The organism is Streptomyces abyssalis, assembly GCF_001751365.1.
GTDB lineage: Bacteria > Actinomycetota > Actinomycetes > Streptomycetales > Streptomycetaceae > Streptomyces > Streptomyces abyssalis.
On sequence record NZ_LJGT01000038.1, the window covers coordinates 290,645 to 316,499 of the forward strand.

At 70.0% G+C, this 25,855-nt stretch carries 23 protein-coding genes; 15 read left to right on the forward strand and 8 right to left on the reverse strand.

Features of this window, described 5'->3' with window-relative positions:
• Window positions 1-100: 100 nt before the first annotated feature.
• A complete protein-coding gene (locus AN215_RS29095; RefSeq protein ID WP_070013186.1) occupies window positions 101-736 on the forward strand; it encodes a hypothetical protein in 636 nt (211 codons plus the stop codon).
• A gap of 84 nt (window positions 737-820) precedes the next feature.
• Here AN215_RS29095 and AN215_RS08550 read toward each other — a convergent pair whose 3' ends face one another.
• Window positions 821-1,249, reverse strand: coding sequence for a pyridoxamine 5'-phosphate oxidase family protein (locus tag AN215_RS08550; protein ID WP_070013185.1), 429 nt, complete (start codon window positions 1,247-1,249; stop codon window positions 821-823).
• Window positions 1,250-1,458: 209 nt separating this feature from the next.
• Here AN215_RS08550 and paaZ point away from each other — a divergent pair, with 209 nt between their 5' ends.
• Both paaZ and boxB read left to right on the forward strand, forming a co-directional pair.
• Window positions 1,459-3,018, forward strand: coding sequence for a phenylacetic acid degradation bifunctional protein PaaZ (gene paaZ, locus AN215_RS08555; protein WP_070013184.1), 1,560 nt, complete (start codon window positions 1,459-1,461; stop codon window positions 3,016-3,018).
• Window positions 3,019-3,156: 138 nt separating this feature from the next.
• Entirely contained in the window at window positions 3,157-4,635 is a 1,479-nt protein-coding gene (boxB, locus tag AN215_RS08560; protein ID WP_070013183.1) for a benzoyl-CoA 2,3-epoxidase subunit BoxB, read from the forward strand.
• A gap of 621 nt (window positions 4,636-5,256) precedes the next feature.
• Here the strand turns inward: boxB and AN215_RS08565 are convergent.
• Window positions 5,257-6,120 (reverse strand): PaaX family transcriptional regulator, encoded by an 864-nt coding sequence (locus tag AN215_RS08565; protein WP_070013893.1) that lies wholly within the window; start codon window positions 6,118-6,120, stop codon window positions 5,257-5,259.
• A gap of 214 nt (window positions 6,121-6,334) precedes the next feature.
• On the opposite strand from AN215_RS08565, the gene boxC reads away from it, so the two are divergent.
• The 5 genes from boxC to AN215_RS08590 are packed head-to-tail and all read left to right on the forward strand — an operon-like array spanning window position 6,335 to window position 12,080.
• Window positions 6,335-8,089 (forward strand): 2,3-epoxybenzoyl-CoA dihydrolase, encoded by a 1,755-nt coding sequence (gene boxC, locus AN215_RS08570; protein WP_070013182.1) that lies wholly within the window; start codon window positions 6,335-6,337, stop codon window positions 8,087-8,089.
• Between the two features lie 39 nt (window positions 8,090-8,128).
• Window positions 8,129-9,733: a benzoate-CoA ligase family protein gene (locus tag AN215_RS08575; protein WP_070013181.1), complete on the forward strand. Its 1,605-nt coding sequence runs from the start codon at window positions 8,129-8,131 to the stop codon at window positions 9,731-9,733.
• 44 nt (window positions 9,734-9,777) lie between these two features.
• Window positions 9,778-10,827 (forward strand): NAD(P)/FAD-dependent oxidoreductase, encoded by a 1,050-nt coding sequence (locus AN215_RS08580; RefSeq protein ID WP_070013180.1) that lies wholly within the window; start codon window positions 9,778-9,780, stop codon window positions 10,825-10,827.
• Between the two features lie 15 nt (window positions 10,828-10,842).
• A complete protein-coding gene (gene fdxA, locus AN215_RS08585) occupies window positions 10,843-11,181 on the forward strand; it encodes a ferredoxin (RefSeq protein WP_070013179.1) in 339 nt (112 codons plus the stop codon).
• A 32-nt stretch (window positions 11,182-11,213) separates the two neighbouring features.
• Complete coding sequence (locus AN215_RS08590) at window positions 11,214-12,080, forward strand: amidohydrolase family protein (RefSeq protein WP_070013178.1); 867 nt, start codon at window positions 11,214-11,216, stop codon at window positions 12,078-12,080.
• Between the two features lie 57 nt (window positions 12,081-12,137).
• Here AN215_RS08590 and AN215_RS29765 read toward each other — a convergent pair whose 3' ends face one another.
• Together AN215_RS29765 and AN215_RS28480 are read right to left on the reverse strand one after the other, a co-directional pair.
• A complete protein-coding gene (locus AN215_RS29765; RefSeq protein WP_070013177.1) occupies window positions 12,138-12,401 on the reverse strand; it encodes a hypothetical protein in 264 nt (87 codons plus the stop codon).
• Between the two features lie 376 nt (window positions 12,402-12,777).
• Window positions 12,778-13,317, reverse strand: coding sequence for an NUDIX domain-containing protein (locus AN215_RS28480; protein WP_079122823.1), 540 nt, complete (start codon window positions 13,315-13,317; stop codon window positions 12,778-12,780).
• A 730-nt stretch (window positions 13,318-14,047) separates the two neighbouring features.
• On the opposite strand from AN215_RS28480, the gene AN215_RS30625 reads away from it, so the two are divergent.
• Complete coding sequence (locus AN215_RS30625; RefSeq protein ID WP_275520830.1) at window positions 14,048-14,176, forward strand: hypothetical protein; 129 nt, start codon at window positions 14,048-14,050, stop codon at window positions 14,174-14,176.
• Between the two features lie 205 nt (window positions 14,177-14,381).
• Window positions 14,382-15,362, forward strand: coding sequence for an alpha/beta fold hydrolase (locus tag AN215_RS08605; RefSeq protein WP_070013175.1), 981 nt, complete (start codon window positions 14,382-14,384; stop codon window positions 15,360-15,362).
• Window positions 15,363-15,392: 30 nt separating this feature from the next.
• On the opposite strand, the gene AN215_RS08610 is transcribed toward AN215_RS08605, so the two are convergent.
• Window positions 15,393-16,718, reverse strand: coding sequence for an MFS transporter (locus AN215_RS08610; RefSeq protein ID WP_245694345.1), 1,326 nt, complete (start codon window positions 16,716-16,718; stop codon window positions 15,393-15,395).
• A 270-nt stretch (window positions 16,719-16,988) separates the two neighbouring features.
• A complete protein-coding gene (locus AN215_RS08615) occupies window positions 16,989-17,804 on the reverse strand; it encodes a class I SAM-dependent methyltransferase (RefSeq protein WP_070013173.1) in 816 nt (271 codons plus the stop codon).
• A gap of 67 nt (window positions 17,805-17,871) precedes the next feature.
• Here AN215_RS08615 and AN215_RS08620 point away from each other — a divergent pair, with 67 nt between their 5' ends.
• From AN215_RS08620 to AN215_RS08630, 4 genes are all read left to right on the forward strand, one after another.
• Window positions 17,872-18,591 carry a GntR family transcriptional regulator gene (locus AN215_RS08620; RefSeq protein ID WP_070013172.1) on the forward strand — a complete coding sequence of 240 codons (720 nt, stop codon included), beginning with the start codon at window positions 17,872-17,874 and terminating at the stop codon, window positions 18,589-18,591.
• Between the two features lie 217 nt (window positions 18,592-18,808).
• Window positions 18,809-19,006, forward strand: a complete 198-nt coding sequence (locus AN215_RS08625) for a hypothetical protein (protein ID WP_070013171.1) — start codon at window positions 18,809-18,811, stop codon at window positions 19,004-19,006.
• Window positions 19,003-19,197, forward strand: coding sequence for a hypothetical protein (locus tag AN215_RS29495; protein WP_139140702.1), 195 nt, complete (start codon window positions 19,003-19,005; stop codon window positions 19,195-19,197). The genes AN215_RS08625 and AN215_RS29495 overlap by 4 nt, the downstream gene beginning before the upstream one ends.
• A 220-nt stretch (window positions 19,198-19,417) precedes the next feature.
• A complete protein-coding gene (locus AN215_RS08630) occupies window positions 19,418-20,548 on the forward strand; it encodes a methyltransferase domain-containing protein (protein ID WP_070013170.1) in 1,131 nt (376 codons plus the stop codon).
• A 145-nt stretch (window positions 20,549-20,693) separates the two neighbouring features.
• On the opposite strand, the gene AN215_RS08635 is transcribed toward AN215_RS08630, so the two are convergent.
• Complete coding sequence (locus AN215_RS08635) at window positions 20,694-21,083, reverse strand: DUF4234 domain-containing protein (RefSeq protein WP_216093866.1); 390 nt, start codon at window positions 21,081-21,083, stop codon at window positions 20,694-20,696.
• 332 nt (window positions 21,084-21,415) lie between these two features.
• On the opposite strand from AN215_RS08635, the gene car reads away from it, so the two are divergent.
• On the forward strand, window positions 21,416-24,979 hold the full coding sequence (car, locus tag AN215_RS08640) for a carboxylic acid reductase (protein WP_245694347.1): 3,564 nt from the start codon (window positions 21,416-21,418) through the stop codon (window positions 24,977-24,979).
• 58 nt (window positions 24,980-25,037) lie between these two features.
• Here car and AN215_RS08645 read toward each other — a convergent pair whose 3' ends face one another.
• Window positions 25,038-25,739 (reverse strand): zinc metalloprotease, encoded by a 702-nt coding sequence (locus AN215_RS08645; protein WP_070013168.1) that lies wholly within the window; start codon window positions 25,737-25,739, stop codon window positions 25,038-25,040.
• Window positions 25,740-25,855 lie beyond the last annotated feature (116 nt).

Genomic DNA, 25,855 nt, shown 5'->3' on the forward strand with positions numbered 1-25,855 from the left:
CCGCCCGCCGGACGGGGCCGCGGCCGCACGGTGCACAACCCTTCGGGATGCTTGATGGTCTGTCATGACGTCAGTACCGATACGGGGGAAAGGTTCCGAAATGCGCGTACATCGATTCCGTTCCGCGGCTCTCGGCGCACTCGCGGCGCTCTCCGCGCTGGGGCTCACGCTCGCCGCGAGCAGCCCGGGCGCCGCGGCCGCCGGCACGGGGAAGAAGGCCCCGGTGCCGGGATTCCTGGCAGCCGCGGATCTGCCGCCGCACTCGTCCTCCCCCTGGTGGGCGGGCAAGGTGACGGCCGGGCTGCCGGACCCGGAGGCCTTCTGCGTCGACGGTGCGCTGCCCGCCGGCAGGAGCCACCACCGCGAGTTCCACACCGAGTTCGACACCAACGCCACCCAGGTCGCCGTCACCGCGAAGAACAACACCGCGGCGAGCAGGCTGGCGGCCTCGCTGAGGAAGGCGGTCGCCGCGTGCGCCGCCGACTGGCTGCGTGAGACACCGGGCGGCACCGCCTCGTGGGAGGACTACGGCGGGCTTGCGGCCGGCGACGGCGCGCACGTCTACGGTGTGCACACCTCCATCCCCGACTCCGAGCCCGGCGTCCACCTCTTCGGCGTCGGGCGCGACGGCAGGACCGTGACCGTGGTCCGCTGGGGCGAGATGGGCAACCTCGGGCACGCCCCCGTCGACGCGTTCAAGCAGACGACGAAGACGGCCGTCACGAAGCTCGACTGACCCGCGGGCAGAACAGGCAGGCAGACCGACCAGTGCAATGAATGAGCACGCCCCGCCCGTTGCCGGACGGGGCGTGCGTGCCGTTCAGATCCGCCCGAGGTCCGAGGAGAGCCAGCGCTCGGGCCGCATCCGCAGGATGACCTGCTCTCCGTGGTCGTCCCAGGCGAAGTCGACGTACGCGTCCACCTTGTCGGCGGGAAGGTACCGGGCCGCGAGCGCATGGAGGCGGTCACGGGTCGCCGGCTCCCGCCCGGTGACGGGGCCTTCGACGGACACGTACCGGATGGTGGGTTCGAGGCGGTCCATCATCAGCGTGAACCGGCCCGCCTTGGCGATCAGTTGGTCCTTGCGTGAATCCCGCCCGGTCAGGATCCAGAATTCGCCGCCCGGCTCGTACTCGTACCAGACCGGTACGGAGAGCGGCGCGCGCCCTTTCTCTCCCGCGTCCACCGACAGCGCGGCGATCAGCGGCTCGGCCAGAAACTCTGCACGTTCCTCACGGGTCAATGCCATGGAATCTCCTTACCACGCAGCGGGGGCGGGGTCCCGGCGAAAGGGGCGTCAGGGGCGACCCGGGGGCGGCGTGCCGCGCGGACAGCCGCACGCGCACTCTTAATGCCACGTTGTTTACGCGAAGCGTCATGAATATGTAGCGTGTTTCGGGGTCGAGGTGGCCGGAGAGCCGCCCGCGGCCACCCGCGATTCCGACGAAGGAGCAGTTCGTGGCACGGACACTGCAGAGCTGGACCCGGGGCGAGTGGTGGGCCGGCGGCGGCCTCGGAACCGAGGTGAGCGACGCCGTCACCGGCGAGCCGGTGGTCAGCGTCTCCAGCGACGGCCTCGACACCGCGGCGACCGTGGCGTACGCGCGGGAAGTGGGAGGCCCGGAGCTGAGGCGGAGCGGATTCGCCGCACGCGCCGCACTCGTCAAGCAGCTCGCGCTCGCACTGAAGGAGAGGCGCGGCGAGTTGGTCGAGCTGTCCGCGCGTACGGGCGCCACCGCGGCGGACGCCTCCGTCGACGTCGACGGAGGCATCGGCACGGCTCTGGTCTTCGCGAGCAAGGGCGCGGGGCGGCTGCCGGACGGCAACGTGCTCGCCGAGGACGAGGCCGAACCGCTCGGCAAGGGCGGCACGTTCGCCGGCCGTCACCTTCTCTCGCCGCGACGTGGCGCGGCGGTCGAGATCAACGCCTTCAACTTCCCCGTCTGGGGCATGCTGGAGAAGCTGGCTCCCGCGCTGATCGCCGGTGTGCCCAGCATCGTCAAGCCGGCCACGCAGACCGCCTACGTCACCGTGCACGCCGTGCGCGTCCTCGACGAGTCGGGGCTGCTCCCCGACGGGGCGCTGCAGCTCGTGTGCGGCGGGCTCGGCGACCTGCTCGACCACCTCGGCGGCCAGGACCTGGTCTCCTTCACCGGCTCGGCCGCGACGGCCGCAAAGCTGCGCGGGCACGAAGCGGTGACCGCACGCTCGGTGCGTTTCAACGCCGAGGCCGACTCGCTCAACGGCTCCGTGCTGGGACCGGACGCGGTGCCGGGTACCCCCGAGTTCGAGCTCTTCACCGACGCCCTCGTGCACGAGATGACCTGCAAGGCGGGCCAGAGGTGCACGGCGATCCGGCGCGCGCTGGTGCCCGAAGCGCTGCTGGACCAGGTGTCCGGCGCGGTCGACGGGCGGCTGGCGAAGACCGTCGTCGGGGCGCCGGGCGCCGAGGGCGTGACCATGGGCGCCCTGGCCGGACAGGCACAGCGCCGGGACGTACTCGCGGCCGTGGAACGGCTGAAGAACGCCGCAACGGTGGTCGCCGGCGGCGGGCCGCCCGCCGAAGTGGCCGGGGCGGACGCCGCGACGGGTGCGTTCATGGCACCCACGCTGCTTCGCTGCGACGACCCGGACCGCGCGGAGCCGCATGCCGTCGAGGCCTTCGGCCCGGTGAGCACGCTCATCGGTTACCGCGACCCCGCGCACGCGGTGGAGCTGCTCGCCCGCGGCGAGGGCTCACTGGTCGCCTCGGTGGTCTCCTGCGACGAGGACGCCGTACGCGAGGTGGTGCTCGGCGCGGCCGCCCACCACGGGCGGATTCTCGTACTCGACCGGGAGGACGCCGCGGAGAGCACGGGCCACGGGACGCCGATGCCGCAGCTTGTGCACGGCGGGCCCGGCCGGGCGGGAGGCGGCGAGGAGGAAGGCGGCCTGCGTGCGGTGACGCACCATCTGCAGCGCACGGCCGTGCAGGCGTCCCCGCGCGTCCTCGATGCGCTGACGGGGACTGTGCACTGATCCGACGTGCTACATTCCATTGACGTGACGGTGCCTCGTCGTGGACTATTGCAGTGGACTTTCCAGTGGACCTTTGTCGTGCACCGATGCCGTGGACCAACGGCTGACGGCTGACCCCGGAGAGAAGGGCAAGAGCGGATGACGACCACTGACGGCCGCCTCGGAGCCGCACCCGAGCCCACCGGCCCGGTGAGCAGGATCGACTACACCGAGCGGATTCCCAACAACGTCGACCTGGCCGGGGACCGCAAGCTCCAGCGGGCGCTGGAGCGCTGGCAGCCGAAGTTCATCGAGTGGTGGAAGAGCCTCGGCCCCCAGGTGCCGACCAAGGATGTCTATCTGCGTACGGCGGTCGCCATCGACCGCGACGGATGGGCCGTCTACGACTTCGTGCCCATGGAGGAGTACCGCTGGGGCGTCTTCCTCGCCGAGACCGACCCCGACCGCGAGATCAGCTTCGGCCAGCACAAGGGCGAGAAGCAGTGGACCGAGGTCCCCGGCGAGTACCGCGCCGAGCTGCAGCGGCTCATCGTCGTACAGGGCGACACCGAGCCCGCCAGCGTGGAGCAGCAGCGCCAGCTCGGGGCGACCGCGCCCAGCCTCTACGACATGCGGAACCTCTTCCAGATCAACGTCGAGGAGGGCCGTCACCTCTGGGCGATGGTCTACCTGCTGCAGGCCTACTTCGGACGTGAGGGGCGCGAGGAGGCGGAGGAGCTGCTCCGCCGCAACAGCGGGGACTACGACAACCCGCGCATCCTCGGCGCCTTCAACGAGGACACGACCGACTGGCTGAACTTCTTCATGTTCACCTACTTCACCGACCGCGACGGCAAGTACCAGCTCGGCACGTTGAAGGAGAGCGGCTTCGACCCGCTGGCGCGCACCTGCGAGTTCATGCTGAAGGAAGAGGCCCACCACATGTTCGTGGGCACCACCGGCATCCAGCGTGTGGTCGAGCGGACCGCCGAGCTGATGAAGGAGCACGGCACCGACGACATCGTGCAGCACGGCGGCATCCCGCTCACGGTGATTCAGAAGTACCTGAACCAGCAGTTCTCGGTCTCCATGGACCTGTTCGGTTCCGAGCTGTCCTCCAACGCGGCCGCCTATTACACCGCGGGCCTCAAGGGCCGCTGGCAGGAGCGGCGCCGCAAGGACGACCACCAACTGCAGGACCAGACGCGGGAGATGACCAAGCCCGAGAACGGCCGGCTGGTCACCGAGACCGTCCCGCTGCTGAATGCGCTGAACCTCGACCTGCGCGACGAGTACGTCGCCGACTGCGAGAACGGCATCCGCCGCTGGAACCAGGCGCTCGAGGACGCGGGGCTGCCGCACCGGCTGACGCTGCCGCACGAGGGCTTCAACCGCGAGGTCGGCGTGTACGCCGGCGCGCATGTGAGCCCCGAGGGCGAAGTGCTGACGCGGGAGCAGTGGGACGACAGGGTCGAGGAGTGGCTCCCGTCGGACCAGGACCGGGCCGACGTGCGGTCACTGATGAAGCCCGAGTACGAGCCGGGCAGGTTCGCCGGCTGGATCGCGCCGCCCGCGCAGGGCATCAACAAGATGGGCGTCGAGTTCGACTACGTGCGCTTCTGGCAGGAGGACAACTAGCGCCGTGACCGGCGACGTTCGCCTCCCCCTGGGCCTCACGGCCCGGGGACCCAGGAGCGTCGTCCGGTCCGTGGTGACGCTGAGGGCAGCCCCCTCGCTGCACGGGAGGACCTCACCCACGGAGTGGGGGCGCCCCCGGCCGAAGGCTGAGGGGCGCGCGGGGCGGCGCGACGGGCAAAGCCTGCCGGGAGGGCCACTGGTGCTGTTGCCGGGAAGGTTTGCGGAAGCCCGCGGCGTCCCGTGCATGAGGTCTCCCCGGGCCGCAGGCCCTGGGGACGCATCGCAAGGCGGAGGGCCGTTCTCGTACCGGCGCCCCCATGCCACAGGACTGGGGTCCCCCATGCGAAACCCTCGGGTCCCCCATGCGAAGCCAGGGGGAGGGAGTACTCGGGCGACTCCGACAACACCGGGGGCACGCCCCCTGGCTTCGCCGGGCGACCCCGCCCGGACGCAGTCCGGGGGCCGAGGTGTCGCGCCGGCGTCGCGAGCCGGCGAGCCTTTCCGGTCACAGCACCAGGCACCGTTCAGCGCCTGAACGTGGCGGCGCCCGGCCCTCGTCGGAGGGCCGGACGCCGCCACGTTCAGGACCGGCCGCCCTCGGCTGGGAACGGCCCTCCGCGTTCAGGACCGGTCGTCCGCGCCGGTGCACAGGCGCTGCCAGTACGTCTGCGCCCTGCGGTGCCAGCGTTCGTGGCAGCGGTGGAAGACGGTGGCGGCGTCCGGGCCCGGCCAGTCGTGGTCGAGCAGTTCAGCCGGGAGAGCCGGGTCCAGAGCTGGAAAGCGCCGCCACTCGTGCACCAGGTTCACCTGTGCCACGAACGCCTCCCGCTGGTCGCCCACCTGCATGCCGCCGAACCGTCCGACGAAGTCGCCGTAGGCCACCTCGATCTTGTCGAGCGGCCACGCGGCGGCCACGACGTCCTGCGGGTCGCCGATGCCGGCCGAAGGACCGCTCCACGACATGGTGCTGGCCTCGATGCCGAGCTCCTGCACGATGGCGCGGACCTCGTCGGCCCGTCCCGCGTCGGGCACCACCCACAGGCCGGGCGCGGGTGATCCCATGCCCGCCCAGGTGAGCCTGGTGCGCAGCTTGTGCCGCAGCCGTCGCCGGCTCTCGGGCACCGTGACCGCGAGCACGAGCCAGCGGCCGTCCCAGCGGCGGCTGTGCCGCATGAACGAATAGATCCGCTCGGTGCCCTCCTCCAGCAGCTGCTCGCCGCTCTGCGTCAGGCTCCAGCGGGTACGGCGGCCGACCCGGTCGGCCACGAGCAGGCCTTCGGTGGACGAGCGTGCCAGTGCCTGCCGTGCCGCCTTCTCCTCGATGCCGAGGGAGTCCAGCGCCCCGAGCAGGGCGCCCGTCCAGACCGGCTCCCGGCTCGGCAGGACGAACTCGCCGAGCACGGTCAGCAGCAGGGAGCGCGCGCTGGTCGAGCCCGGCCCGGAACGCCGGGGGCGCGGCGCACTCTCCGCGGACTTACGGTCCACGGACTTACCGTCCACAGACGCTCCGTCTACAGACGTACCGGCAGGGGCCACGGCCATGAGTCCTTTCGGAAGGGTCAGGGGCACCGGAATTCTAGCCCGGACCTGCGGCACCGCAGACGTCCGCACGTAAAAACATGCTACGTACTGTTGACGACCAACCATGGCAATGTAGAGTCATGGACTGAAGACGGCACCGATCGCTTGGAGGAGCGAGATGACCGCCGCGGTCGAAAGCAGCACCCAGCCGACCGGCAAGGGCACCGGCCCCGGCGCCGGGAGCCCGGAGGCGGCACCGGCCGCCGAGGGCGCGCCCACGGTCTCCTTCGACACCTCGCCCGAGCGCTACCGGCACTGGAAGCTCGAGGTCGACGGCGAGGTCGCCACGCTCACGCTGCTGGTCGACCAGGACGGCGGGATCGTCCCGGGCTACGAGCTGAAGAGCAACTCCTACGACCTCGGCGTCGACATCGAGCTCTACGACGCCGTCCAGCGGCTGCGCTTCGAGCACCCCCGGGTCAAGTCCGTGGTGCTCACCGGCGGGCTGGAGCGGATGTTCTGCGCGGGAGCGAACATCAAGATGCTCGCCCAGTCCAGCCACGCCTGGAAGGTGAACTTCTGCAAGTTCACCAACGAGACCCGCAACGGCTTCGAGGACGCGACACGGCACTCCGGGCAGACCTACATCGCCGCGGTCAACGGCACCTCCGCCGGCGGCGGCTACGAACTCGCCCTCGCCTGCGACCAGATCGTCCTCGTCGACGACGGCTCCTCGGCGGTCGCCCTCCCGGAGGTGCCGCTGCTGGGCGTGCTGCCCGGCACCGGGGGACTGACGCGGGTGGTGGACAAGCGGCACGTCCGCAAGGACCGGGCCGACGTCTTCGCCACCAAGAGCGAGGGCATCAAGGGCAGGACCGCCGTCGAGTGGCGGCTGGTCGACGCCGCGGTTCCGCGCGGCCGGTTCGACGAAGAGGTGCGCTCCCGCGCCGAGGAGGCCGCCAGGACCTCCCACCGCCCGGCGGACGGGAAGGGCGTCGCACTGCCGGCCCTGGACCGGACGGAGAGCGGCGACTCGATCACGTACCCGCACGTCGAGGCGGAGCTGCTGCGCGACCAGCGGCGGGTCGAGATCACCGTCGAGGCGCCCGCCGGGGCGCCGCCCGCCGACGCCGACGCCGTGCGCGAACAGGGCGCGGACTACTGGCCGCTCGCGCTCGCCCGCGAGCTCGACGACCTGATCCTGCGGCTGCGCACCAACGAACTGGAGCTCGGCACCTGGGTGTTCCGCGCCAAGGGCGACGCCGACGCCGTGCTGGCGTACGACGCACAGCTCGACACGCTCGCCGGCGACTGGTTCGTCAACGAGATCCGGCACTACCTCAAGCGCACCTTCAAGCGCCTGGACGTCACCAGCCGCAGCCTCGTCGCGCTGATCGAGCCGGGCAGCTGCTTCGCGGGGACGCTGCTGGAGCTCGCCCTGGCCTGCGACCGGCAGTACATGCTGGCGGGGGTGTTCGAGGACGTCGACCCCGGCGCCGACCCGGCGTCCCTCGTCGTCGGCACCGCCAACGACGGCGCCTACCCGATGGGCAACGGCCTGACGCGGCTGCAGTCGCGCTTCTACGCGGCCGACGGGGAACTGCGGACGGTGCTCGACCGCACCGGCGAACGGCTGACGGCCGACGAGGCCGACGGGCTCGGCCTCGTCACCATGGCGCTGGACGACATCGACTACGAGGACGAACTGCGGATCGTCCTGGAGGAGCGCGCGTCCCTCTCCCCGGACGCGTTGACCGGCATGGAGGCCAACCACCGTTTCGTGGGCCCCGAGACGGTGGAGACCAAGATCTTCGGGCGGCTGACCGCCTGGCAGAACTGGATCTTCAACCGTCCCAACGCGTCCGGCACCGAGGGCGCGCTGCGACGCTACGGCACGGGAAAGCGCGCCGACTTCGACGTCAAGCGGGTCTGACCGGCGGCCGCCGCCGAGGAAGAAGGAGGCGAACAGCCCATGTCCACGCCGTCCCGGCCGCCGCAGTCCCCACGGTCCTTCAACGCCGCCACCTACCTCGTCGACCGGCATCTCGGCAGCGGCCTGGGTGACCGTCCCGCGGTGCGTCACGCGGGAGCTGACATCAGCTACGGGCAGCTGTCCGGCGACGTCGCCCGCGTGGCCGGTGCGCTGCTGCGCCTGGGCATGCACCGCGACGAGCGGGTGATGTGCTGCATGTCCGACACCCCGGAGCTGCTGACCACCGTCCTGGGCGCGTTCCGCGCGGGGCTGGTCGCCGTACCCGTGAGCACGATGCTGACCGGCAGGGAACTCGGTTCGATTCTCGCCGACTGCGGCGCCCGCGTACTGGTGTGCACGTCCGAGTTCGCCGACGCGTGCGCGGAGGCGCTCTCGGCCTCGCCCGACGTGAGCCACCTCGTCGTGGTGGGCGGGGCCCGACCCGAGGTGCCGGCGCGGGTTGTGCGGCTGGCCTGGGACGAGGCGCTGGACGGCGTCGCACCGGACGACGGCGGCCCGGCCGCCGCCACGGGCGAGGACACACCCGCGCTGTGGCTCTACACCTCCGGTACGACCGGCATGCCCAAGGCGGCCATGCACCGGCACGCCAACATCCGGCACGTGTGCGAGACGTACGGGCGGCAGGTGCTGGGGATTCGTGCCGAGGACCGGTGCCTGTCCGTCGCGAAGCTCTTCTTCGCCTACGGGATCGGCAACTCGGCGTTCTTCCCCCTCTCGGCCGGCGCCACCACGATCCTGGAGCCCCGCCGTCCCACGCCGGACGTGATCGCCGAACGGGTGAGCGCCGACCGGCCCACCCTTTTCTTCGGCGTACCGACCTTCTACGCCGGGATGCTCGCCGCGGACCTGCCCGAGGAGCTGATGTCGTCGGTTCGGCTGGCCGTCTCGGCCGGTGAGGCTCTGCCCGCGCCGCTGCTGCGGCGCTGGCGGGACCGCTTCGGCGTCGAGATCATCGACGGCCTGGGCTCGACCGAGGCCCTGCACATCTTCCTGTCGAACCGGCCCGGTGACGTCGGCCCCGGAACCAGCGGATTCCCGGTGCCCGGCTACGAGTTGCAGATACGGGACGAGCACGGCGCCGTCCGGCCGCCCGGCGAGCCCGGTTCGCTGTACGTCAAGGGCGAGTCGATCGCGTCCGGCTACTGGTGCCGCACCGAGACGAGCCGGCACGTGTTCCAGGGCGACTGGCTGGCCACCGGCGACACCTACGTACAGGACGAGGAGGGCCGCTACACATGCCTGGGGCGGTCCAACGACATGCTCAAGGCGGGCGGGATCTGGGTGTCCCCGGCCGAGGTCGAGGACCGGCTGGCCGAGCACGAGGACGTCTCGGAGGCCGCCGTGGTGGGCGTTCCGGACGGTGAGGGCCTGGACAAGCCGGTGGCCTACGTGGTGCTCGGGAAGGGCGCCACCGCCACGCCGGAGGAGCTGATCGGCTTCTGCCGGGACGGCCTCGCCCACTTCAAGGCGCCCCGGCGTGTGGTGTGCGTGGACGCGCTGCCCCGTACGGCGACCGGCAAGCTGCAGCGCTTCAAGATCCGCCGGCTCGCCGCCGAGGAGTCCGGCGCGGCGAGCACCGCGTGAGCGCGAGAAGCGCGAGAAGCGCGAGGACCGAGCAGGAGGAGCAGATGACCGACGGAGAGCAGACCGGGCCCGGCGGCCGCCACGAGGTCGACCTCGTACTGGTCGGCGCGGGACCGGTCGGCCTCTACGGCGCCTACTACGCCGGCGTGCGCGGGCTGCGCGTCGCGCTGGTGGACTCGCTGCCCGAGCCGGGCGGCCAGGTGACGGCGATGTATCCGGAGAAACCCATCTACGACATCGCCGGCTTCCCGAGCGTCAGGGGGCGGGAACTCGTCGACAACCTCGTCGAACAGGCCGACAGGTACGGCCCGTTGTACCTCCTCGGCCGGCAGGCGACGAAGCTGGAACGCCTCCCGGGCGGCGACGGCCCGGACCGCTTCCGGCTGACGGCGTCCGACGGCACGGTGGTCGACTGCGGAGCGGTGGTGGTCACCGGCGGCATCGGGACCTTCACGCCCAGGCCGCTGCCGGCGGGCGAGGACTTCCTCGGCCGCGGACTGTCGTACTTCGTGCCCTCACTCGCCGACTTCACCGGCTCCGACGTGGTCGTGGTCGGCGGCGGCGACAGCGCGTGCGACTGGGTGCTCGCGCTGAAGCCGGTGGCCAGGTCGGTGACGCTCGTACACCGGCGGACGGCCTTCCGGGCCCACGCGGCCACGGTCGACGCGGTCCGCGCCTGCGGCGCCACGGTGCTCACCGACGCGCAGGTGACCGGGATCGCGGGCAACGGAACGATCGAGAGGGTCGAGGTCACCGGCAAGAACCAGGATCGCGTCGTGCTGCCCGCCCAGCGCGTCGTGGCGGCGCTCGGCTTCCTGGCCGACCTGGGACCGATGCGTGAGTGGGGCTTCGACCTGCACGACAACCGGCATCTCGTGGTGGATTCGAGGATGGCCACCGACATGGCCGGTGTGTACGCGGCGGGCGACATCTCTCAGTACCCGGGCAAGGTCCGGCTGATCTCTGTCGGCTTCGGCGAAGTGGCCACCGCGGTCAACAACGCGGCGGTGCACCTCGACCCCGGGGCTTCGCTGTTCCCCGGTCACAGCACCGACGAGGCACCCCCACGAACTGCGACCGTGGCAGCGGCCTGAGCAGGAGGAGGAACCATGCCCTACGTGATCATGTCGGACTGCATCGACATCACCGACCAGTCCTGCGTCGAGGAATGCCCCGTCGACTGCATCTATGTCGGCGAGCGCAAGCTGTACATCAACGGCAAGGAGTGCATCGACTGCGGCGCCTGCGAACCCGTCTGCCCGGTGGAGGCCATATCCCAGGACCGCCGGGTCCCGGAGGAGCAGCAGGAGTTCATCGAGGACAACAAGACCTTCTTCACCGAGACGCTGCCCGGACGTGACGAACCGATCGGCACTCCCGGCGGCTCGCGGCTGACAGGCGACATCGGCGTGGACACACCGCTCGTCGCGAAGCACTCGGGAAACTAGGACAACCGGCCCGCAACCGGAGGGAGTTCACGATGCTGGACGGCCATCTCCTGGTCGACGCCCATGTGCACGTGCCGCTGCTGTCGTCGATCGCTCCGGCGTGGTCGCAGTGGGCACGCGACTTCGGGCCCGACAACGTACTCGGACTCGCATGGGACGCGGACGGGAACCCGGACCCGGCCAAGCTGGACGAGCTGTTCGCCGCCGAGGGCGTCGACACCGCGCTGCTGTTCTGCGAATACAGCCCGAAGGCAACGGGCTACCAGGAGTTCGACGATCTGCTGCCCCTGGTCGGGCACAATCCGCGGCGCTTCCGCCCGGTGGCGAACGTCAATCCGCATCTGCACTTCCCCGTCGACCGGGAGCTGCGCCGGCAGCTCGACCTCGGAGCTGCGGCGCTCAAACTGCACCCCGTGCACGGCGGGTTCCGCCTGGACGACCCGGCCCTCTTCCCTGCCTACTCGCTGCTCGTCGAGCGGAACGTCCCGCTCGTGACCCACTGCGGTACGTCGTCGTTCCCGGGGTCGATGAACGAACTCGCCGACCCGGCGCAGCTCTACCCGGTGCTCAGGCACTTCCCGGACCTCACCGTCGTGCTCGCGCACGGGGGCCGCGGATGGTGGTACGACGCCGCGGCCTTCCTCGCGCTCTCCCACGCCAATGTGTGGATCGAGCTGTCGGGACTGCCGCCCAAGCGCCTGCCGTCGTACTACGCGCGGCACGACCTGAACAGGCTCGCCCGTAAGTGGATCTTCGGTACGGACTGGCCGGGGGTGCCCGGCACCGCGGTCAACGCCCGCGCGGTCGCGGGGCTCGGGCTGTCCGACGACACGGTGCCGCTGGTCCTCGGGGAGAACGCCGTCCGCGTCTACCACGGGATCGAACCCGAGAGGGAGTGAACAGCCCATGCCGGTCTACGCGTTCGACGGGGTCAGCCCGCGGGTGAGCGCCGACGCCTACATCCATCCCGACGCCGTGCTGATCGGCCACGTCACCGTGGGGGCGCAGTCCTCGCTTGCCAGCACGAGCACGCTTGCATCCGCTGCCCGATGCTGCACGTCAATCCCAAGATGCTCACCCGGCTGAATGAGTTGGAAGCCGATCTTCTGGAACGTCGCGCACGGGCCGAGGCCGAAGGCTGGGTCGGCGAGATCGAAGGTATCGACCTCACCCTCACGTTCCTGCGCGCAAAGCGTGACGACACCCAGCGGCGGGTCCACCGACCAACCGTCGATGGGGGCATCCCTCAGCCTCGTGCCCCGGAGACGCCGTGACCATCCACTTACCCACTGAGGCCGACTAACGATGGCAGCCCCAGAGTCTGCTGCTGACCGAGCTTCTCCGCGACTCGCGCGCGGAGAAGCTCATACTCCTCGCGCGGCTTGTGACGGCGAGCGGGACCCCACGCACGTGAGCGCGAAGGGGGACGGCAACAGTGCCTCCTGGGACGCTCGGACGGGATCGCACCCCCCGAACTACCAAGAGGCCCTGCCGGCATGCACCGCTCCCGGCGATCATCCGATCAGGAACCTCGTCCGACCAGAAAGCCCTGTTCATCGGTAAGCAGAAGCCTTCTGACCCAGCTCAAAAGCACGGTCACTGCGCAGACGTCCCATCGGCACGACCGGCGAAATACCGATCCAGAATCTCCGGACTATCGGGAGTGAAAGACCATTCCTGAAGGATCCGCGGAAGGTCGGACTCACTCAGCCAGCGATGCCAGGCCACCTCATTTGTGTTCGGGATGACAGCCCGCGGAACGACGGCATCGCACACCCCAAGCCAGTGAGGGCTCAGCCCACTTCGGTTAAGGAACTTGAACCGAAAGCGTACTGCCGCCGACACCCCCAGTTCCTCCTCCAGCTCACGGATAGCTGCCTGCTCATAAGACTCCCCGGCTACCAGGGCTCCACCCACTCCGACCTCGTAATGTCCCGGGAATCGGGGCACCTGCTCAGCACGCCGATGGACGAGGATCCGACCCTGCAGGTCGTGACAAACGACCACAGCAATCCGGTGCAGCCAGCCCTCCCGGACGGCGTCTCTCCGACTCACTGGCCCCAGCACACGGTCCTGTGCATCGACACGTTCCACGACTTCATCCACGACGCACACGATCGCAGAACCCACTGACATCAACCTCGATGCCGGACTGCCAAGTCTCCAGCTCCAAAGAGAACCCGAGTTGGGCTCCACACAGGCGAGCACGAAAAGACTTCAGCAACAGGGCCTCCGGAACAGCTCGTTGGCTTCGACGACCCCGAGCAACCGCGAGCCCTGCTTCATGCGCCGATCGCCCCGCGATCACCGATCAGGACCCTTTCGACCAGACGAGCCCGTTTGATCGGTCAGTGGATGGCCTCTGACTGCCCCAAAGACGTGCCCGAGTCCGCCAGTTGACCTTCACCTTGGGGCAGCCCACAGCATCAGTGGGGCCGGGCGACGTGCTCGGCTTAAGGAGGAGTGAGCGGCATGCGATTCGAGTTGCACGAGTTCCGCTCTGAGTAACTCATCCGTGAAGCCGACGAATTCCGACTCGCCCAACAAGTCAGGAGAGCCAAGTCGGCAGCCCGAGCCGCGGTCGCCAGTACGTCGCGACCGACTCCACGACGCTTGGTGGCTTGGCTCCGCGAATGACGTGAACCGAAGCCTGTCATCCTTCCGGGTGAAGTGCAGAGAAGCGTGGTCGGCCACAACGCCCATCTGGAGGGCTGCACGATCGCGGACCGCTGTCTCGTCGGTTCGATGTCGGCTGTGCTCAACCGGGCCGCCGTGCACGGCGGTTCGGTCGTCGGAGCGGCGGCGCTGGTGCCCGAGGGGCTCACCGTGCCGGAACGTTCCATGGTGCTGGGGGTCCCGGGCCCGGGTGAAGCCGCTGCCGGACGACTGGGAGGACGGCTGGATCGACTACGCGGTCGGCGTCTACACCGGATTCGCCCGCCGCTATCCGGAGGCGATGACCCGGGTCGACCTGGCGGACTGCCGCGTGGACTGACACCTGGGCTGACAGGTGGACTGACACCTCTACTGACGGCTGGAACGACGCGTGGAACGACGCGGAACGGGCGCGAGAAGGCCGCCCGGGCCTCCGCCTCTCCGTTTGCCGAAGCGGCAACAGAACTCGCGCCGCACGTTCGGGGCCCCGCATGATCGGTTCACCGGTCACGGCGCATCGCGGACCGGGAGCCCCTGGAGGTCTCATGCCGCATCCCGCCCCGGACGTCATTCACAGGTCGGTCCCCTCCCCCGCGGGCCGGATCCACCTGGTGGAACAGGGCACCGGGCCGCTCGTCCTGCTCGTGCACGGCTTCCCGGAGTCCTGGTACTCCTGGCGCGGCCAGCTGCCGGTGCTGGCCGCCGCCGGGTACCGCGCGGCCGCCGTCGACGTACGCGGCTACGGCCGTTCCTCCAAGCCCGGGCAGACCGACGCGTACCGGATGCTGGAGCTGGTGGAGGACAACGCCGCGGTGGTGCACGCCCTGGGCGAACGGTCCGCGGTGATCGTCGGCCACGACTGGGGATCTGCCATCGCCGCCAACTCGGCCCTGGTCAGGCCTGACGTGTTCACCGCGGTGGGGCTGCTCAGTGTTCCGTACGCCCCGCGCGGCGGGCCGAGGCCCAGCGAGATCTTCGCGCGGATGGGCGGCGAAGAGGAGTTCTACGTGTCCTACTTCCAGGAGCCCGGCCGGGCCGAGGCGGAGATCGAGCCCGACGTGCGCGGGTGGCTCGCGGGCCTCTACGCCGCCCTGTCCGCCGACACCATGCCCGGACCCGGCACACCGGACCCGCACTTCGTCGGCCGGGGCGGGACGCTGCGCGACCGGTTCCCCGCCGGCCGGCTGCCCGCATGGCTCGGTGAGGACGATCTCGACATCTACGCCGGGGAGTTCGAGCGGACCGGCATGAGCGGGCCGCTCGCCCGCTACCGGAACATGGACAGGGACTGGGAGGACCTCGCCGGCTTCGACGGCGCCCCCGTGACCCAGCCGTCCCTGTTCATCGGCGGCGGTCTGGACGCCTCCACCACCTGGCTGGCCGATGCGATCGAGGCGTACCCGACCACGCTGCCCGGCCTTGTCTCGTCCCACGTCCTCGACGGCTGCGGGCACTGGATCCAGCAGGAGCGTCCCGACGAGGTCAACCGCATCCTGACCGGCTGGCTCGCCTCCCTGCCCGCGTGAGCAGCAGAGGCGAGCCGACGGCACCGCGACTCATGTGGAGGCCGGCGCCGTGGCGGCCTCCCGCAGCGCTGTGCCCTCCAGCGCGTTGTCCTTGCTCTCCCGTAGCGCGAGTATGCTCAGCAGGCTGACCAGCCCGATCGCGGCGAGGTAGAAGCCCATGGCGGACCCGCCGAACGACACCGCGAGCTGCGAGGAGACCAGGGGCGTGACGGCCCCGCCCAGCACCCCCGCGAGGTTGTACGCGATGCCCGCCCCCGTGTAGCGGTGACGGGTGGAGAAGATCTCCGGCAGCAGCGCTCCGGCGGGCCCGTAGCCCAACCCCACCACGGCCAGGGGGAGGCACATGCCGACCGCGAACGCCGTCGGTGTCCCGAGATCGAGTATGGGGAACAGCGCCAACGCGACCGGAACGGCCAGCGCGTTGGCCGTCATGATGACCTTCCGCCGCCCGAAACGGTCGGAGCATACCGATCCGATGACCGTGGTCACGGCGAACGCCAGCCCGGCGACGATGCCGATGCTGAGCACGGTCGACAGTGACAGGCCGAGCTTCTCGACGCCGTACGTGGTCAGGTAGGTCATGCTCACGTAGAAGAACGCGAACGTCATGACCACGGCCCCCGCACCGAACAGAATTTCACGAGGCTGACGGGTCAGCGCCGCGGCGATCGGCAGCCTGTCGGACCTCCTGTCGACGGCGGTCGCGGTGAACACGGCGGACTCCTCGATCCTCAGCCGCACATAGAGCCCGACGACGACGAGCACGATGCTGATCAGGAAGGGAATGCGCCAGCCCCACGCGGCGAAGGACGCCTTGCTCATCGAGAGCGTGATCACCAGGAACGTCGCGCTGGACAGCATGAACGCCAGGGAAGGTCCGAGCTGGGGGAAGAGCGCGTAGAACCCGCGCTTCTCGCGTGGCGCGTTCTCCGCCGTGAGCAGCGTCGCCCCCGCCCACTCGCCGCCGACGGCCACTCCCTGGCATATCCGCAGAGCGATCAGCAGGACGGGTGCCGCCGCACCGATGGACTCCGTGCTCGGCAGGAGGCCGACCGCAACCGTCGCCAGGCCCATCAGCAGCAGCGTCGAGACCAGGGTCTTCTTGCGTCCCAGGCGGTCACCGAAGTGCCCGAAGAGGACGGACCCGAACGGGCGGGCGACGAAGGCGACACCGAAGGTCGCGAGCGCGGCAGCCGTACCGGCCGCGGTACCGAGAGCGGGGAAGAAGACGCTCTCGAACACCAGGGCCGCGGCGGTGCCGTAGATGAAGAAGTCGTAGAACTCGATGGTCGTGCCGACCAGGCTCGCGACGGCGATCCTGCTCATCTTCTGTCTCGGTGCGCTGGACTGACTCACCGCTCCTCCTCGCTGCGCCTCGTCGCGGGCGTCCGCCCGCGGGGCGTCCCGCCGTCCGGCGAGGGCGACGGTTCCGCGTCCCGGCTGGGTGCGATGGAGGAAACTCTCTACATGGTCATACCGACTGTCAACGGTTCTGTAGCATTTTTATCTCGCTTGGCCGAGCAATGCGTGAGTGAGCCCTGGAAAGGAGAGCTGACTCTTGAACTATTGGGTGCCACAAGCAACAGAATTCTTGCGCCACGCATTTCATCTGTCACATGCCGTTCGCTACACCGGACGACGCCCCACGGTGAGCAAGTGCGAGCTGGCTGCCAGCAGATCCGGATACGGCTCCGCCATCCGGGCCGCGGTCAGCGCAGACGCAAACAGCGGCGAGTCGACGATGGAATCTCCGGTGAACTGCTCGGTCGCCTTCAGCATCCCCCACGTGGGGCCCTCGATCCCGAACACCTCTGCGTGCTCGAATCCCGCCTCGGCGACCTCGTCCCGCAGCTCGGCTCCACTGTGGAAGTACGCCGCAGTGAACGCCTTCTTACCGTCGTGGATACGCGTGGCCAGGATGTTTCCGATGCTCTCGCGGACGCTGTCCTTGTGTAGATGCGCGAATGCGGTGTGCTCGAACAGCGAGGCGTACCGGTTGATGCCGGCTGCGGCGAGGAGCCCGCCGGGGCGTAGCACGCGCCAGGCTTCGGCCAACGCGCGGTCACGCTGGTCGCGTTCGAGAAGGTGGTACAGCGGGCCGAGGAGCAGCACCACGTCGAACGAGGCATCGGCGGCGGTGAGTTCGCGTGCGTCGCCGAGTTCGACCGTGCACCCGGATAGCTGCTTGGCCGCCTCGATGTGTCGCGGCACGGGGTCGACGAGATGCACCGTGTACCCGTCGTCGACGAGCCACTTCGCGTGAGCACCGGGGCCTCCACCCACGTCGAGGACACTCGCCGGAGCCGCAGGCAGGTAGCGGCGCAGCAGCTCCTGCGTGCGCACCATCTCCAGCGTCCCGTCCGCCGAGGTCGACAGACGGTCGGCCTCGTTGATCGTGGCTGCATAGAAGCGCATGACCTCGGGTGCAATCTCGATCGCCATGCGCGCATTCTGCCGCTCCGCATCCGTCCCGGAAATACCGATCACCTGACCGGTTAACCTGTCAGCCATGCCGCAGCTGAAGTACGAGCAAATCGCCGACCACCTTCGGGGAAGGATCACCGAGGGCGAGTTCGGCCCTGGCGATGTACTGCCGTCGGGGCGCGATCTGTGCGAGCAGTTCGAGGTCTCGCGGGCCACGGTCATCAAGGCCATGGACATCCTGCGTCACGACGGCGTTGTGGTCGCGAAGCAAGGTAGCGGCTTCTCTGTGGTTGATACGTCGGTAGCTCGGCCAGCGGGCCGCCGTGCTAGCCGGTCACGCATCGCGGGTGGGCGACCGTTCAAGCGGCTGGGCAAGCCGACCCGGGAGACTCCCCCTGAGCGCATCCGGGAGGCCCTGCAACTCGCCGTGGGCAGCGATGCGTTGCGGCGGGCGCGCCTCGTCGTCGAGCACGATGGTTCGCCGCACAGCTACGTCGTTGCCTGGTTCCCGCCGGACATCGCTGACGCATGCCCGCGGCTGTCGGACGAAGGGCCGATCGCCGAGGGCACGACCCACTATGTGACTCGGGCGACGGGCCGACCGCCGGCCCAGGGCGCGGATACGTACACCGTGCGCCTCGCTTCACGAGACGAGGCGGACTTGCTCGCGCTGACGCTGCCGTGCGCGGTGGGGATCACTCTGCACACCGCGTACGACCAGGAAGGAAGGGCCCTCGTCTGCGAGGAGGGCATCACGGACAGCACCCAGTGGGAAGTAACAGAGCGCTACACAATGGGCTCTTGAAGTAACGGAATCCCTTGACTGGACCGGTCCACCGGTCCAATGTGGGTCGCGTCACCAACCGCGAACGCGACCAGGGGTGTGCCGTGCTCTCCATGCCCAGATCCACTGAACCGCTATGGATGTCGCTGCCCCAAGGGCTCGACTCCGAAGTGATGGACGCAGGGATGCACTGGGACGCGCTGCGTCTGCCCGCATAACTGCCGCAGGTGGCCGGGTCGTGATGTCCAAGGCGTGCATTGACTGCGGCTCGCTCAGCAACGGCGCCATCATGGTCGGCCAGATCGAAACAGGTTCAGGCGGCGCCATCCTCTACGCGTGCATCACGCATGCCCGCCGTCGCGCCCAACGCCTTGACGCCCCCGACTGGTTGGCCGGGGACATCGCCAAGTTCGAGGCTCAAGAGGCCGCGCGATGAGGCAGCGAATCGCTCAAGTCGCTTACTGCGCCCTGTTGACCGGCCTCGCGATCCTCTACGCCACCACCCGCCCCAGCCGTGACGACCGGAACCTGCCTGCGAACTGCGCCCACTGCGGCGGGCAGTTGGAAGACCTCGGCGGAGGAGTCCACCGCTGCAAGGGCTGCCGCACGGCAACGACCCGCAAGTGATCCCACAGACCCCCGCCCCGGGGAAACCGGACGCGCCCCCGGGGCGGGATGCACAGGAGTACAACCGACACAGGGAGGAAGCAGATGCTCACATGCCCGACTGCCGCCGACAGTGGTGGCAAGCACGGAGGCCGGCCCTCCGACAAGCCGTGGACCCCGCCGCCCGAGCCCCCGTCACCCGACGGTGGCGGTCCGAGCAACAGCGAGGCCGGCGCCTGATATGAGCAGCACAGCCCAGGGTCACCCGGGGCACGCCGCGCTCGTCCGCCTGCTGGGCGGGCGCGGCCTCCTGACCCCGGAGTGGCGCAAGGTGTGGGAGCAGGTGCCGCGCGAGCTGTTCATCCCGCCGAAGATCTGGCGGCAGGGCCCGGAGCGTTGCGAGCCGGTCATCCGGGACCACGACCGGCTGTCGTTGATCTACAGCGACAGGCCCGTGGTGACGCAGGTCGACGACGGGCAGGAAGGCGGGCCCGGCGTCGCGACGTCGTCGAACAGCATGCCGTCGATGGTCGCGCAGATGCTGCACCTGCTGGACGTGCGCGACGGCGACCGGGTGCTGGAGATCGGCACGGCGACCGGGTACGTCGCGGCGTTGCTGTGTGAACGGCTCGGGGACGAGCGGGTGTTGAGCATCGAGCTGGCCCCGGAACTGGCGGAACAGGCGCGCGCACATCTTCGGCTCGCCGGGTACGCGCCGACGCTGATCGTCGGCGACGGCGGGCAAGGCTGGCCGGAGGCCGCGCCGTACGACCGGCTGATTGCCACGTGCGCGCTGCGGCACGTGCCGCTCGACCTGATGGATCAAGTGCGGCCGGGCGGTGTGCTCGTGGCGCCCATGGCGCGCGAGTTCTGGTCAGGCGCGGTGGTACAGCTGATCGTGCAGGACGACGGCACCGCCTCCGGGCACTTCCGCGGCGGCGCCTCTTACATGCCGATGCGCTCGCACCGCCTGCCGGCGGCTGTTCCGGTGGATCAGGAGACGCCGCCCCGTACGGCTGAGTCCTCGGTCGATCCGCGGTCGCTGCTGACGCTGGGCTTTGCCCTGTACGGCGGGGCGCGGCTGCCTGACGTGAAGCTCGTGCACGGCGAGACCGAGGGCGGGGTGCGGGTGTGGCTGACGGACCGGGCGGGCTCCGGAGCCATCGCCGACGTCGGTGATCCGGTGTGGCAGTACGGGCCGCGCGACCTGTGGTCCGAGGTCGAAGCGGCGCACGCCGAATATGTCGACCTCGGGCGGCCCGAGCCGGAAGCGTTCGGGCTGACGGTGAGTCCGCAGGGCGAACGGGTGTGGCTCGTCGGACCGGACCAGGTGATCCGCCCTGTCTCCGCTGACACGGCAGAGGGGGGCTGAATGCCCTGCGACTTCCCGGCTCCGAGTTCTGGGCTGGTGCACGGCATGCTCTCCCGCCGGCCGGCTCCGGCGTCGCCCCTTGACGGCCGGTTCGCCAAGAAGGGGACGTACGCGGGCAGTCGGCCCGCGGGCAGGCCCCGTCCCGTCAGGCGGCCAAAGTGATGCGCTCGCCCTCCGCGACGTACTCGTACTGATCCCAGATCCGGTTCAGCTCGCTCTGGTAGTAGAGCGGAGTCAGGTGGAAGACGAACACGAGAGCAAGCCCGATCCACCCGTTGCAGGTCGGCTCCGTCCCGGCCGAGCGCTGCATCTGCCCGATGCGCCTGCCCGTCCGGTAGACCGATACGAAGGGAGGCACGATCAGCACCCAGCCGAGGGCTATGGCCAGCACGGACAGCCAGGGATTGACCTCGATGCGTTCATCCAGGGAATGCGCCTCGCGGTTCACCTTGAAATACCAGACGAGGTGGTAGACGCCCAAGGTGATCAACGGCCAGACGAGCCACACCAGGAACACGTTCCTGGTCTTTCCCACGCGGCCGGTCATAAGCACCTCCGCTCCAGTGGAGCGGCGTACAGCAGCCATGACAGAAGGCCCGGGAAAAGGACTGTCGCCGCTGTCCACTCGTTTCGTGTGCGATTCGCAGGGAGCACGACGAAGAACGCCCCTGCCCCCAGTGCACCATTCCGCCTCCGCCCTCGCATCCCGGCGAGGTCCCGGTCCGGGGCAGGCGGGGCTCCGCGCTCCGGCCGGGGCCGCTCTCCCGCCGGCTGCGCACAACGGCCACGGTCCCGCCACACCGCGTCGCTCATTGCATAGGGTCTCCCGTTCGACCGCTACCGCCCCGACACCGAGCAGGAGACGGCATGGCATTGAACGCGCGGCCCGGGAACGACGGTGATCACCGAGTGGACGGCAGGACGGCGGACCCCACGCCGGTCGAGCGCCGCATGGCCGAACTCTTCGCCGGCGACCGGCAGTTCCGGGAAGCGGTACCGCTGGACGAGGTCACCGCGGCGGTACGGGAGCCGGGCATCGGACTCGCGCGGATCATGGCGACGGTCATGGAGGGCTATGCCGCACGGCCTGCCTTCGCGGAGCGCGCGAAGAATCTGGTGACGGACCCGCGGACCGGCCGCACGACGGCCGAGCTGCTCCCGGAGTTCCGCACCCTCACCTACCGCGACGTGGCGGAACGGGTCCAGGCGCTCGCGAACGACTTAGCCGGATGCCCGAAGACCCCTGTGAATGCCGGGGACTTCGTCTGCACGCTGGGCTTCACCAGCGGCGACTACGCGACGGTCGACATGGCATGCATCCACCTGGGCCTCGTCTCCGTACCGCTCCATGCCGGTGCCACCGTCGCCGAGTTGAAGCCGCTCGTCGCGGAGACGGACCCGTCCGTACTTGCGACGAGCCTCGAACTCCTCGACGGCGCCGTCGAGTTGGCGCTGGGCAGTGGGTCGCTGCGGCGCCTGCTCGTCCTCGACTGCGAAATGGGCGCCGACGAGCACCGCGAGCGCTTCGAGGCGGCGGCGGGGCGGCTGGCGGCCGCCGGTTCCCCGGTGACACTCGACCCGCTGGCCGCGATTCTCGAACGCGGACGCACCCTGCCGTACGCGCCGCTGCGCACCGACACGGACCAGGAGTCGCTGAGCTCGCTCCTCTACACCTCCGGGAGCACGGGCACGCCGAAGGGGGCCATGTACACGCAGCGGCTGGCCACCTACCTCTGGGGCGCGTCGTGGCGTACCACCGACACGCCGGTGATCACTCTCAACTTCCTCCCGATGAGCCATCTCGCCGGGCGCTACATGCTCTTCAGCACGCTCAGCGCGGGCGGCACCGTCCACTTCACCGCGAGAAGCGACCTGTCCACCCTGTTCGAGGACCTGTCGCTCGCCCGCCCGACGGACCTCATGCTGGTGCCCCGCGTCTCGGAGATGATCTTCCAGCAGTACCGGAGCGAAGTGGACCGCCGCCTGGCCGCCGGCGGCGACCCGCCCACGGTGGAGGCGGAGTTGCTCACCGAGATGCGGGAGAAGGTCCTCGGCGGCCGGATCGTGCGCGTCATGAGCGGCAGCGCGCCGCTGGACGCCGAGACGGCGGCCTTCCTGGAGGCGTGTCTGGAGCTGAAGCCGCTGAACGGCTACGGCGCGACGGAAGCCGGGATGATCACCACCGGCCACAAGTTGGCTCCCCCGGTGATCGACCACAAGCTCGTCGACGTACCGGAGTTGGGTTACTTCGGGACCGATTCCCCCTATCCGCGGGGGGAGTTGAGAGTCAAGACCGAAATGATCATGGCTGGCTACTACAACCGTCCCGAGGCGACCGCGGAGGCCTTCGACGAGGACGGCTTCTACAAGACCGGCGACATCATGGCCCGCACCGGCCCCGGCGAACTCGTCTACGTGGACCGCACCAAGAACGTACTGAAGCTCTCTCAGGGCGAGTTGGTGGCCCTCTCACGCCTGGAGACCGTCTTCGCCGCCAGCCCGCTGGTCCGGCAGATCTTCGTACACGGAAGCAGCGAACGCTCCTGCGTCCTCGCCGTCGTCGTGCCCACGCCGGAGGCGGCCGAGCAGGCGGGCGGCAGCGCCGCCGCGCTCAAGTCGTCGCTGAGCACGGCACTCCGCCGGGCCGCGAAGGAGGCGGGCCTGAAGTCCTATGAGATTCCACGGGACTTCGTCGTCGAGACCGAGCCCTTCAGCGTCGGGAACGGCCTCCTCTCGGACGCGGGAAAGCTGGCCCGCCCCCGGGCGAGGGAACGCTACGGTGAGCGCCTGGAGCAGATGTACGCGGACCTCGCCTCGCAGCAGCGGGACGAGCTGCGCGCCCTGCGCCGCGACGGACGGGACCGGCCGGTGCTGGAGACGGTCGCGCGTGCCGCCGGCAGCCTGCTGGGCTGCCCGTACACCGACGTCGATCCGGACCTCGACTTCACCGGGCTCGGCGGCGACTCGCTCTCGGCGCTCTCCTTCTCCCGGCTCCTCCAGGAGATCTACGAGGTGGACGTCCCCGTCTCGGCCGTCATCAGCCCCGGAACCGCCCTGCGGCAACTCGCGCGGTACGTCGAGGCCCGGCCGGTCTCCGGCCCGGGCCGGCCCGCGTTCGCCTCCGTGCACGGACAGGACGCCGAGGAGGTACGCGCCGAGGACCTGAGTCTCGGGGCGTTCATCGACGCCGGGGTCCTCGACGACGCCAAGCAGCTCCCCCGGCGGAGCGGCCCCGCACGCACGGTCCTGCTCACGGGAGCCAACGGCTACCTCGGCCGCTTCCTGTGCCTCGAATGGCTTCAGCGGCTGGCCGGGACCGACGGCACCCTCGTCTGCCTGGTCCGCGGCAGCAGCGCCGAGGCCGCCCGCCGCCGGCTGGACGCTGCCTTCGACAGCGGCGACGCGGAACTCCTCGCCCGCTACCGGGACTTGGCGTCCGGTACGCGGCTGCAGGTGCTGGCCGGTGACATCGGCGAGCCCCGCCTGGGCCTGGACGAGGAGACCTGGCAGCGGCTCGCCGCGGACGTCGGCCTCATCGTCCATCCGGCGGCCCTGGTCAACCACGTCCTCCCGTACGACCAGCTCTTCGGCCCCAACGTGGCGGGCACCGCCGAGCTGATCCGGATGGCCGTCACCACCCGGATCAAGCGCTTCGTCCTCCTCTCCAGCGTGGCGGTGGGCACCGGGCAGCCGGCAGGGGTCCTCGCCGAGGACGGCGACATCCGTACGGCCGTCCCGGTGCGCTCTCTCGACGGGGCGTACGCCGGCGGCTACGGCACGAGCAAGTGGGCGGCGGAGGTGCTGCTCCGGGAGGCACACGACCTGTGCGGGCTGCCCTGCGCGGTCTTCCGCTCCGACATGATCCTCGCGCACAGCCGGTACCGCGGGCAGCTCAACGTGCCCGACATGTTCACGCGCCTGCTGCTCAGCCTCGTCGCAACGGGGGTCGCGCCACGTTCCTTCTACCGCGCCGGCCCCGAAGGCGGGCGCCCCCGCGCGCACTTCGACGGACTGCCTGCCGACTTCACCGCCGAGGCCGTCACCTCGATCGGCGAGCGCACGACGGACGGCTTCCACACCTACAACGTCGTCAATCCGCACGACGACGGCGTCTCGCTCGACACCTTCGTGGACTGGCTGGCCGAGAGCGGACAGCGCATCCAGCACATCGAAGGGCACGCCGAGTGGTTCGCACGCTTCGAGACCGCCCTGCGGGGTCTGCCGGCGGAGCAGCGGCGGCACTCCCTGCTCCCGCTCCTGGACGCCTTCCGTGAACCGATGACGCCCGTGGCCGGAGCGGGCGTGCCCGCCGACCGGTTCGGCGCCGCGGTGCGGGACGCCGGGGTGGGCGGGGACGGCGGCATCCCCGTCCTCCCGCCGTCGCTGATCGCCAAGTACACCGACGATCTGCGGCACTTCGGGCTGCTGTAGGACTCGCGTCCGCGGTACGGCCACCGGCGGCTTCACGGCACCGGCGGCCGTACCGGCGCTACTTGATCCCCTGGGCCCTGGCGTTCTTGAGCAGGGCCTTGATCCCGTCGATGTCGTAGCCGGTGAGCCGCCCCTTGTTCGCGGCCGTTCTGTAGCCGCCGTTCGGGGAGCACATGACCGGCCTGTTGCCGTACCTGGTGGCCACGCACTCGTAGGGCTCGGCGCGACCGTCCTTGTCGAGGTCGGAGTTGGGATGGTCGAGGCCGAGCGCGTGGAGCATCTCGTGCACGACCGTGTTGCGCAGCACGTGGTCCGCGATGACCCAACTGCCGTCCCAGTACTCGGAGTCGATGGCGACGAGCCCGCCGCGGCCCAGTCCGCGGGGCTGGCCGGGACAGGGCATGCCCTGCGACCAGCCCGGCGTGCCCAGCGGCCGGTACAGCTCCATGAACTGGATGTGGTAGGCGGGGCCGCACCTGGACGGGTCGTTGGGCTCGACACCGCCGATCCTCAGATGCAGACCGGCGGCCTCGACCTGGCGCACGGCCGGCTGCAGATACGGGGTGTAACGCTTGCGCAGGGCCTCCGTCTTGAAGGTCACGGTGTACGTCCTGCTCGGGCTGGCGGACGTGACCCCCAGGTCGGACGTGAGCTTCCAGCCGGTGCCCTTCGTGGTGACGGCGGCCGCGCTCGCGGGGAAGACCGACCAGGCGACGGCGGCCGCCAGGGCGGCAGCGGTGACGACGGCTCTCCGGAACATGTCTCTCCTTATGAAGTTGTGGGGGGCGCTCCGGCCCGGCCTCCTGCTCCGGGCAGGAAGCCGGCCGCAGCCTTCACAACTCAGACACATCCGGAAGGTGTTTGGTTACATACTCA

Excerpts from the sequence above, each read along its gene's own strand:
- AN215_RS29095 (WP_070013186.1), top strand. The coding sequence starts at position 101 with ATGCGCGTACATCGATTCCGTTCCGCGGCTCTCGGCGCACTCGCGGCG.
- AN215_RS08550 (WP_070013185.1), bottom strand. The coding sequence starts at position 1,249 with ATGGCATTGACCCGTGAGGAACGTGCAGAGTTTCTGGCCGAGCCGCTG.
- boxB (WP_070013183.1), top strand. The coding sequence starts at position 3,157 with ATGACGACCACTGACGGCCGCCTCGGAGCCGCACCCGAGCCCACCGGC.
- boxC (WP_070013182.1), top strand. The coding sequence starts at position 6,335 with ATGACCGCCGCGGTCGAAAGCAGCACCCAGCCGACCGGCAAGGGCACC.
- AN215_RS08575 (WP_070013181.1), top strand. The coding sequence starts at position 8,129 with ATGTCCACGCCGTCCCGGCCGCCGCAGTCCCCACGGTCCTTCAACGCC.
- AN215_RS08580 (WP_070013180.1), top strand. The coding sequence starts at position 9,778 with ATGACCGACGGAGAGCAGACCGGGCCCGGCGGCCGCCACGAGGTCGAC.
- fdxA (WP_070013179.1), top strand. The coding sequence starts at position 10,843 with ATGCCCTACGTGATCATGTCGGACTGCATCGACATCACCGACCAGTCC.
- AN215_RS08590 (WP_070013178.1), top strand. The coding sequence starts at position 11,214 with ATGCTGGACGGCCATCTCCTGGTCGACGCCCATGTGCACGTGCCGCTG.
- AN215_RS28480 (WP_079122823.1), bottom strand. The coding sequence starts at position 13,317 with ATGTCAGTGGGTTCTGCGATCGTGTGCGTCGTGGATGAAGTCGTGGAA.
- AN215_RS08605 (WP_070013175.1), top strand. The coding sequence starts at position 14,382 with ATGCCGCATCCCGCCCCGGACGTCATTCACAGGTCGGTCCCCTCCCCC.
- AN215_RS08615 (WP_070013173.1), bottom strand. The coding sequence starts at position 17,804 with ATGGCGATCGAGATTGCACCCGAGGTCATGCGCTTCTATGCAGCCACG.
- AN215_RS08620 (WP_070013172.1), top strand. The coding sequence starts at position 17,872 with ATGCCGCAGCTGAAGTACGAGCAAATCGCCGACCACCTTCGGGGAAGG.
- AN215_RS29495 (WP_139140702.1), top strand. The coding sequence starts at position 19,003 with ATGAGGCAGCGAATCGCTCAAGTCGCTTACTGCGCCCTGTTGACCGGC.
- AN215_RS08630 (WP_070013170.1), top strand. The coding sequence starts at position 19,418 with ATGAGCAGCACAGCCCAGGGTCACCCGGGGCACGCCGCGCTCGTCCGC.
- car (WP_245694347.1), top strand. The coding sequence starts at position 21,416 with ATGGCATTGAACGCGCGGCCCGGGAACGACGGTGATCACCGAGTGGAC.
- AN215_RS08645 (WP_070013168.1), bottom strand. The coding sequence starts at position 25,739 with ATGTTCCGGAGAGCCGTCGTCACCGCTGCCGCCCTGGCGGCCGCCGTC.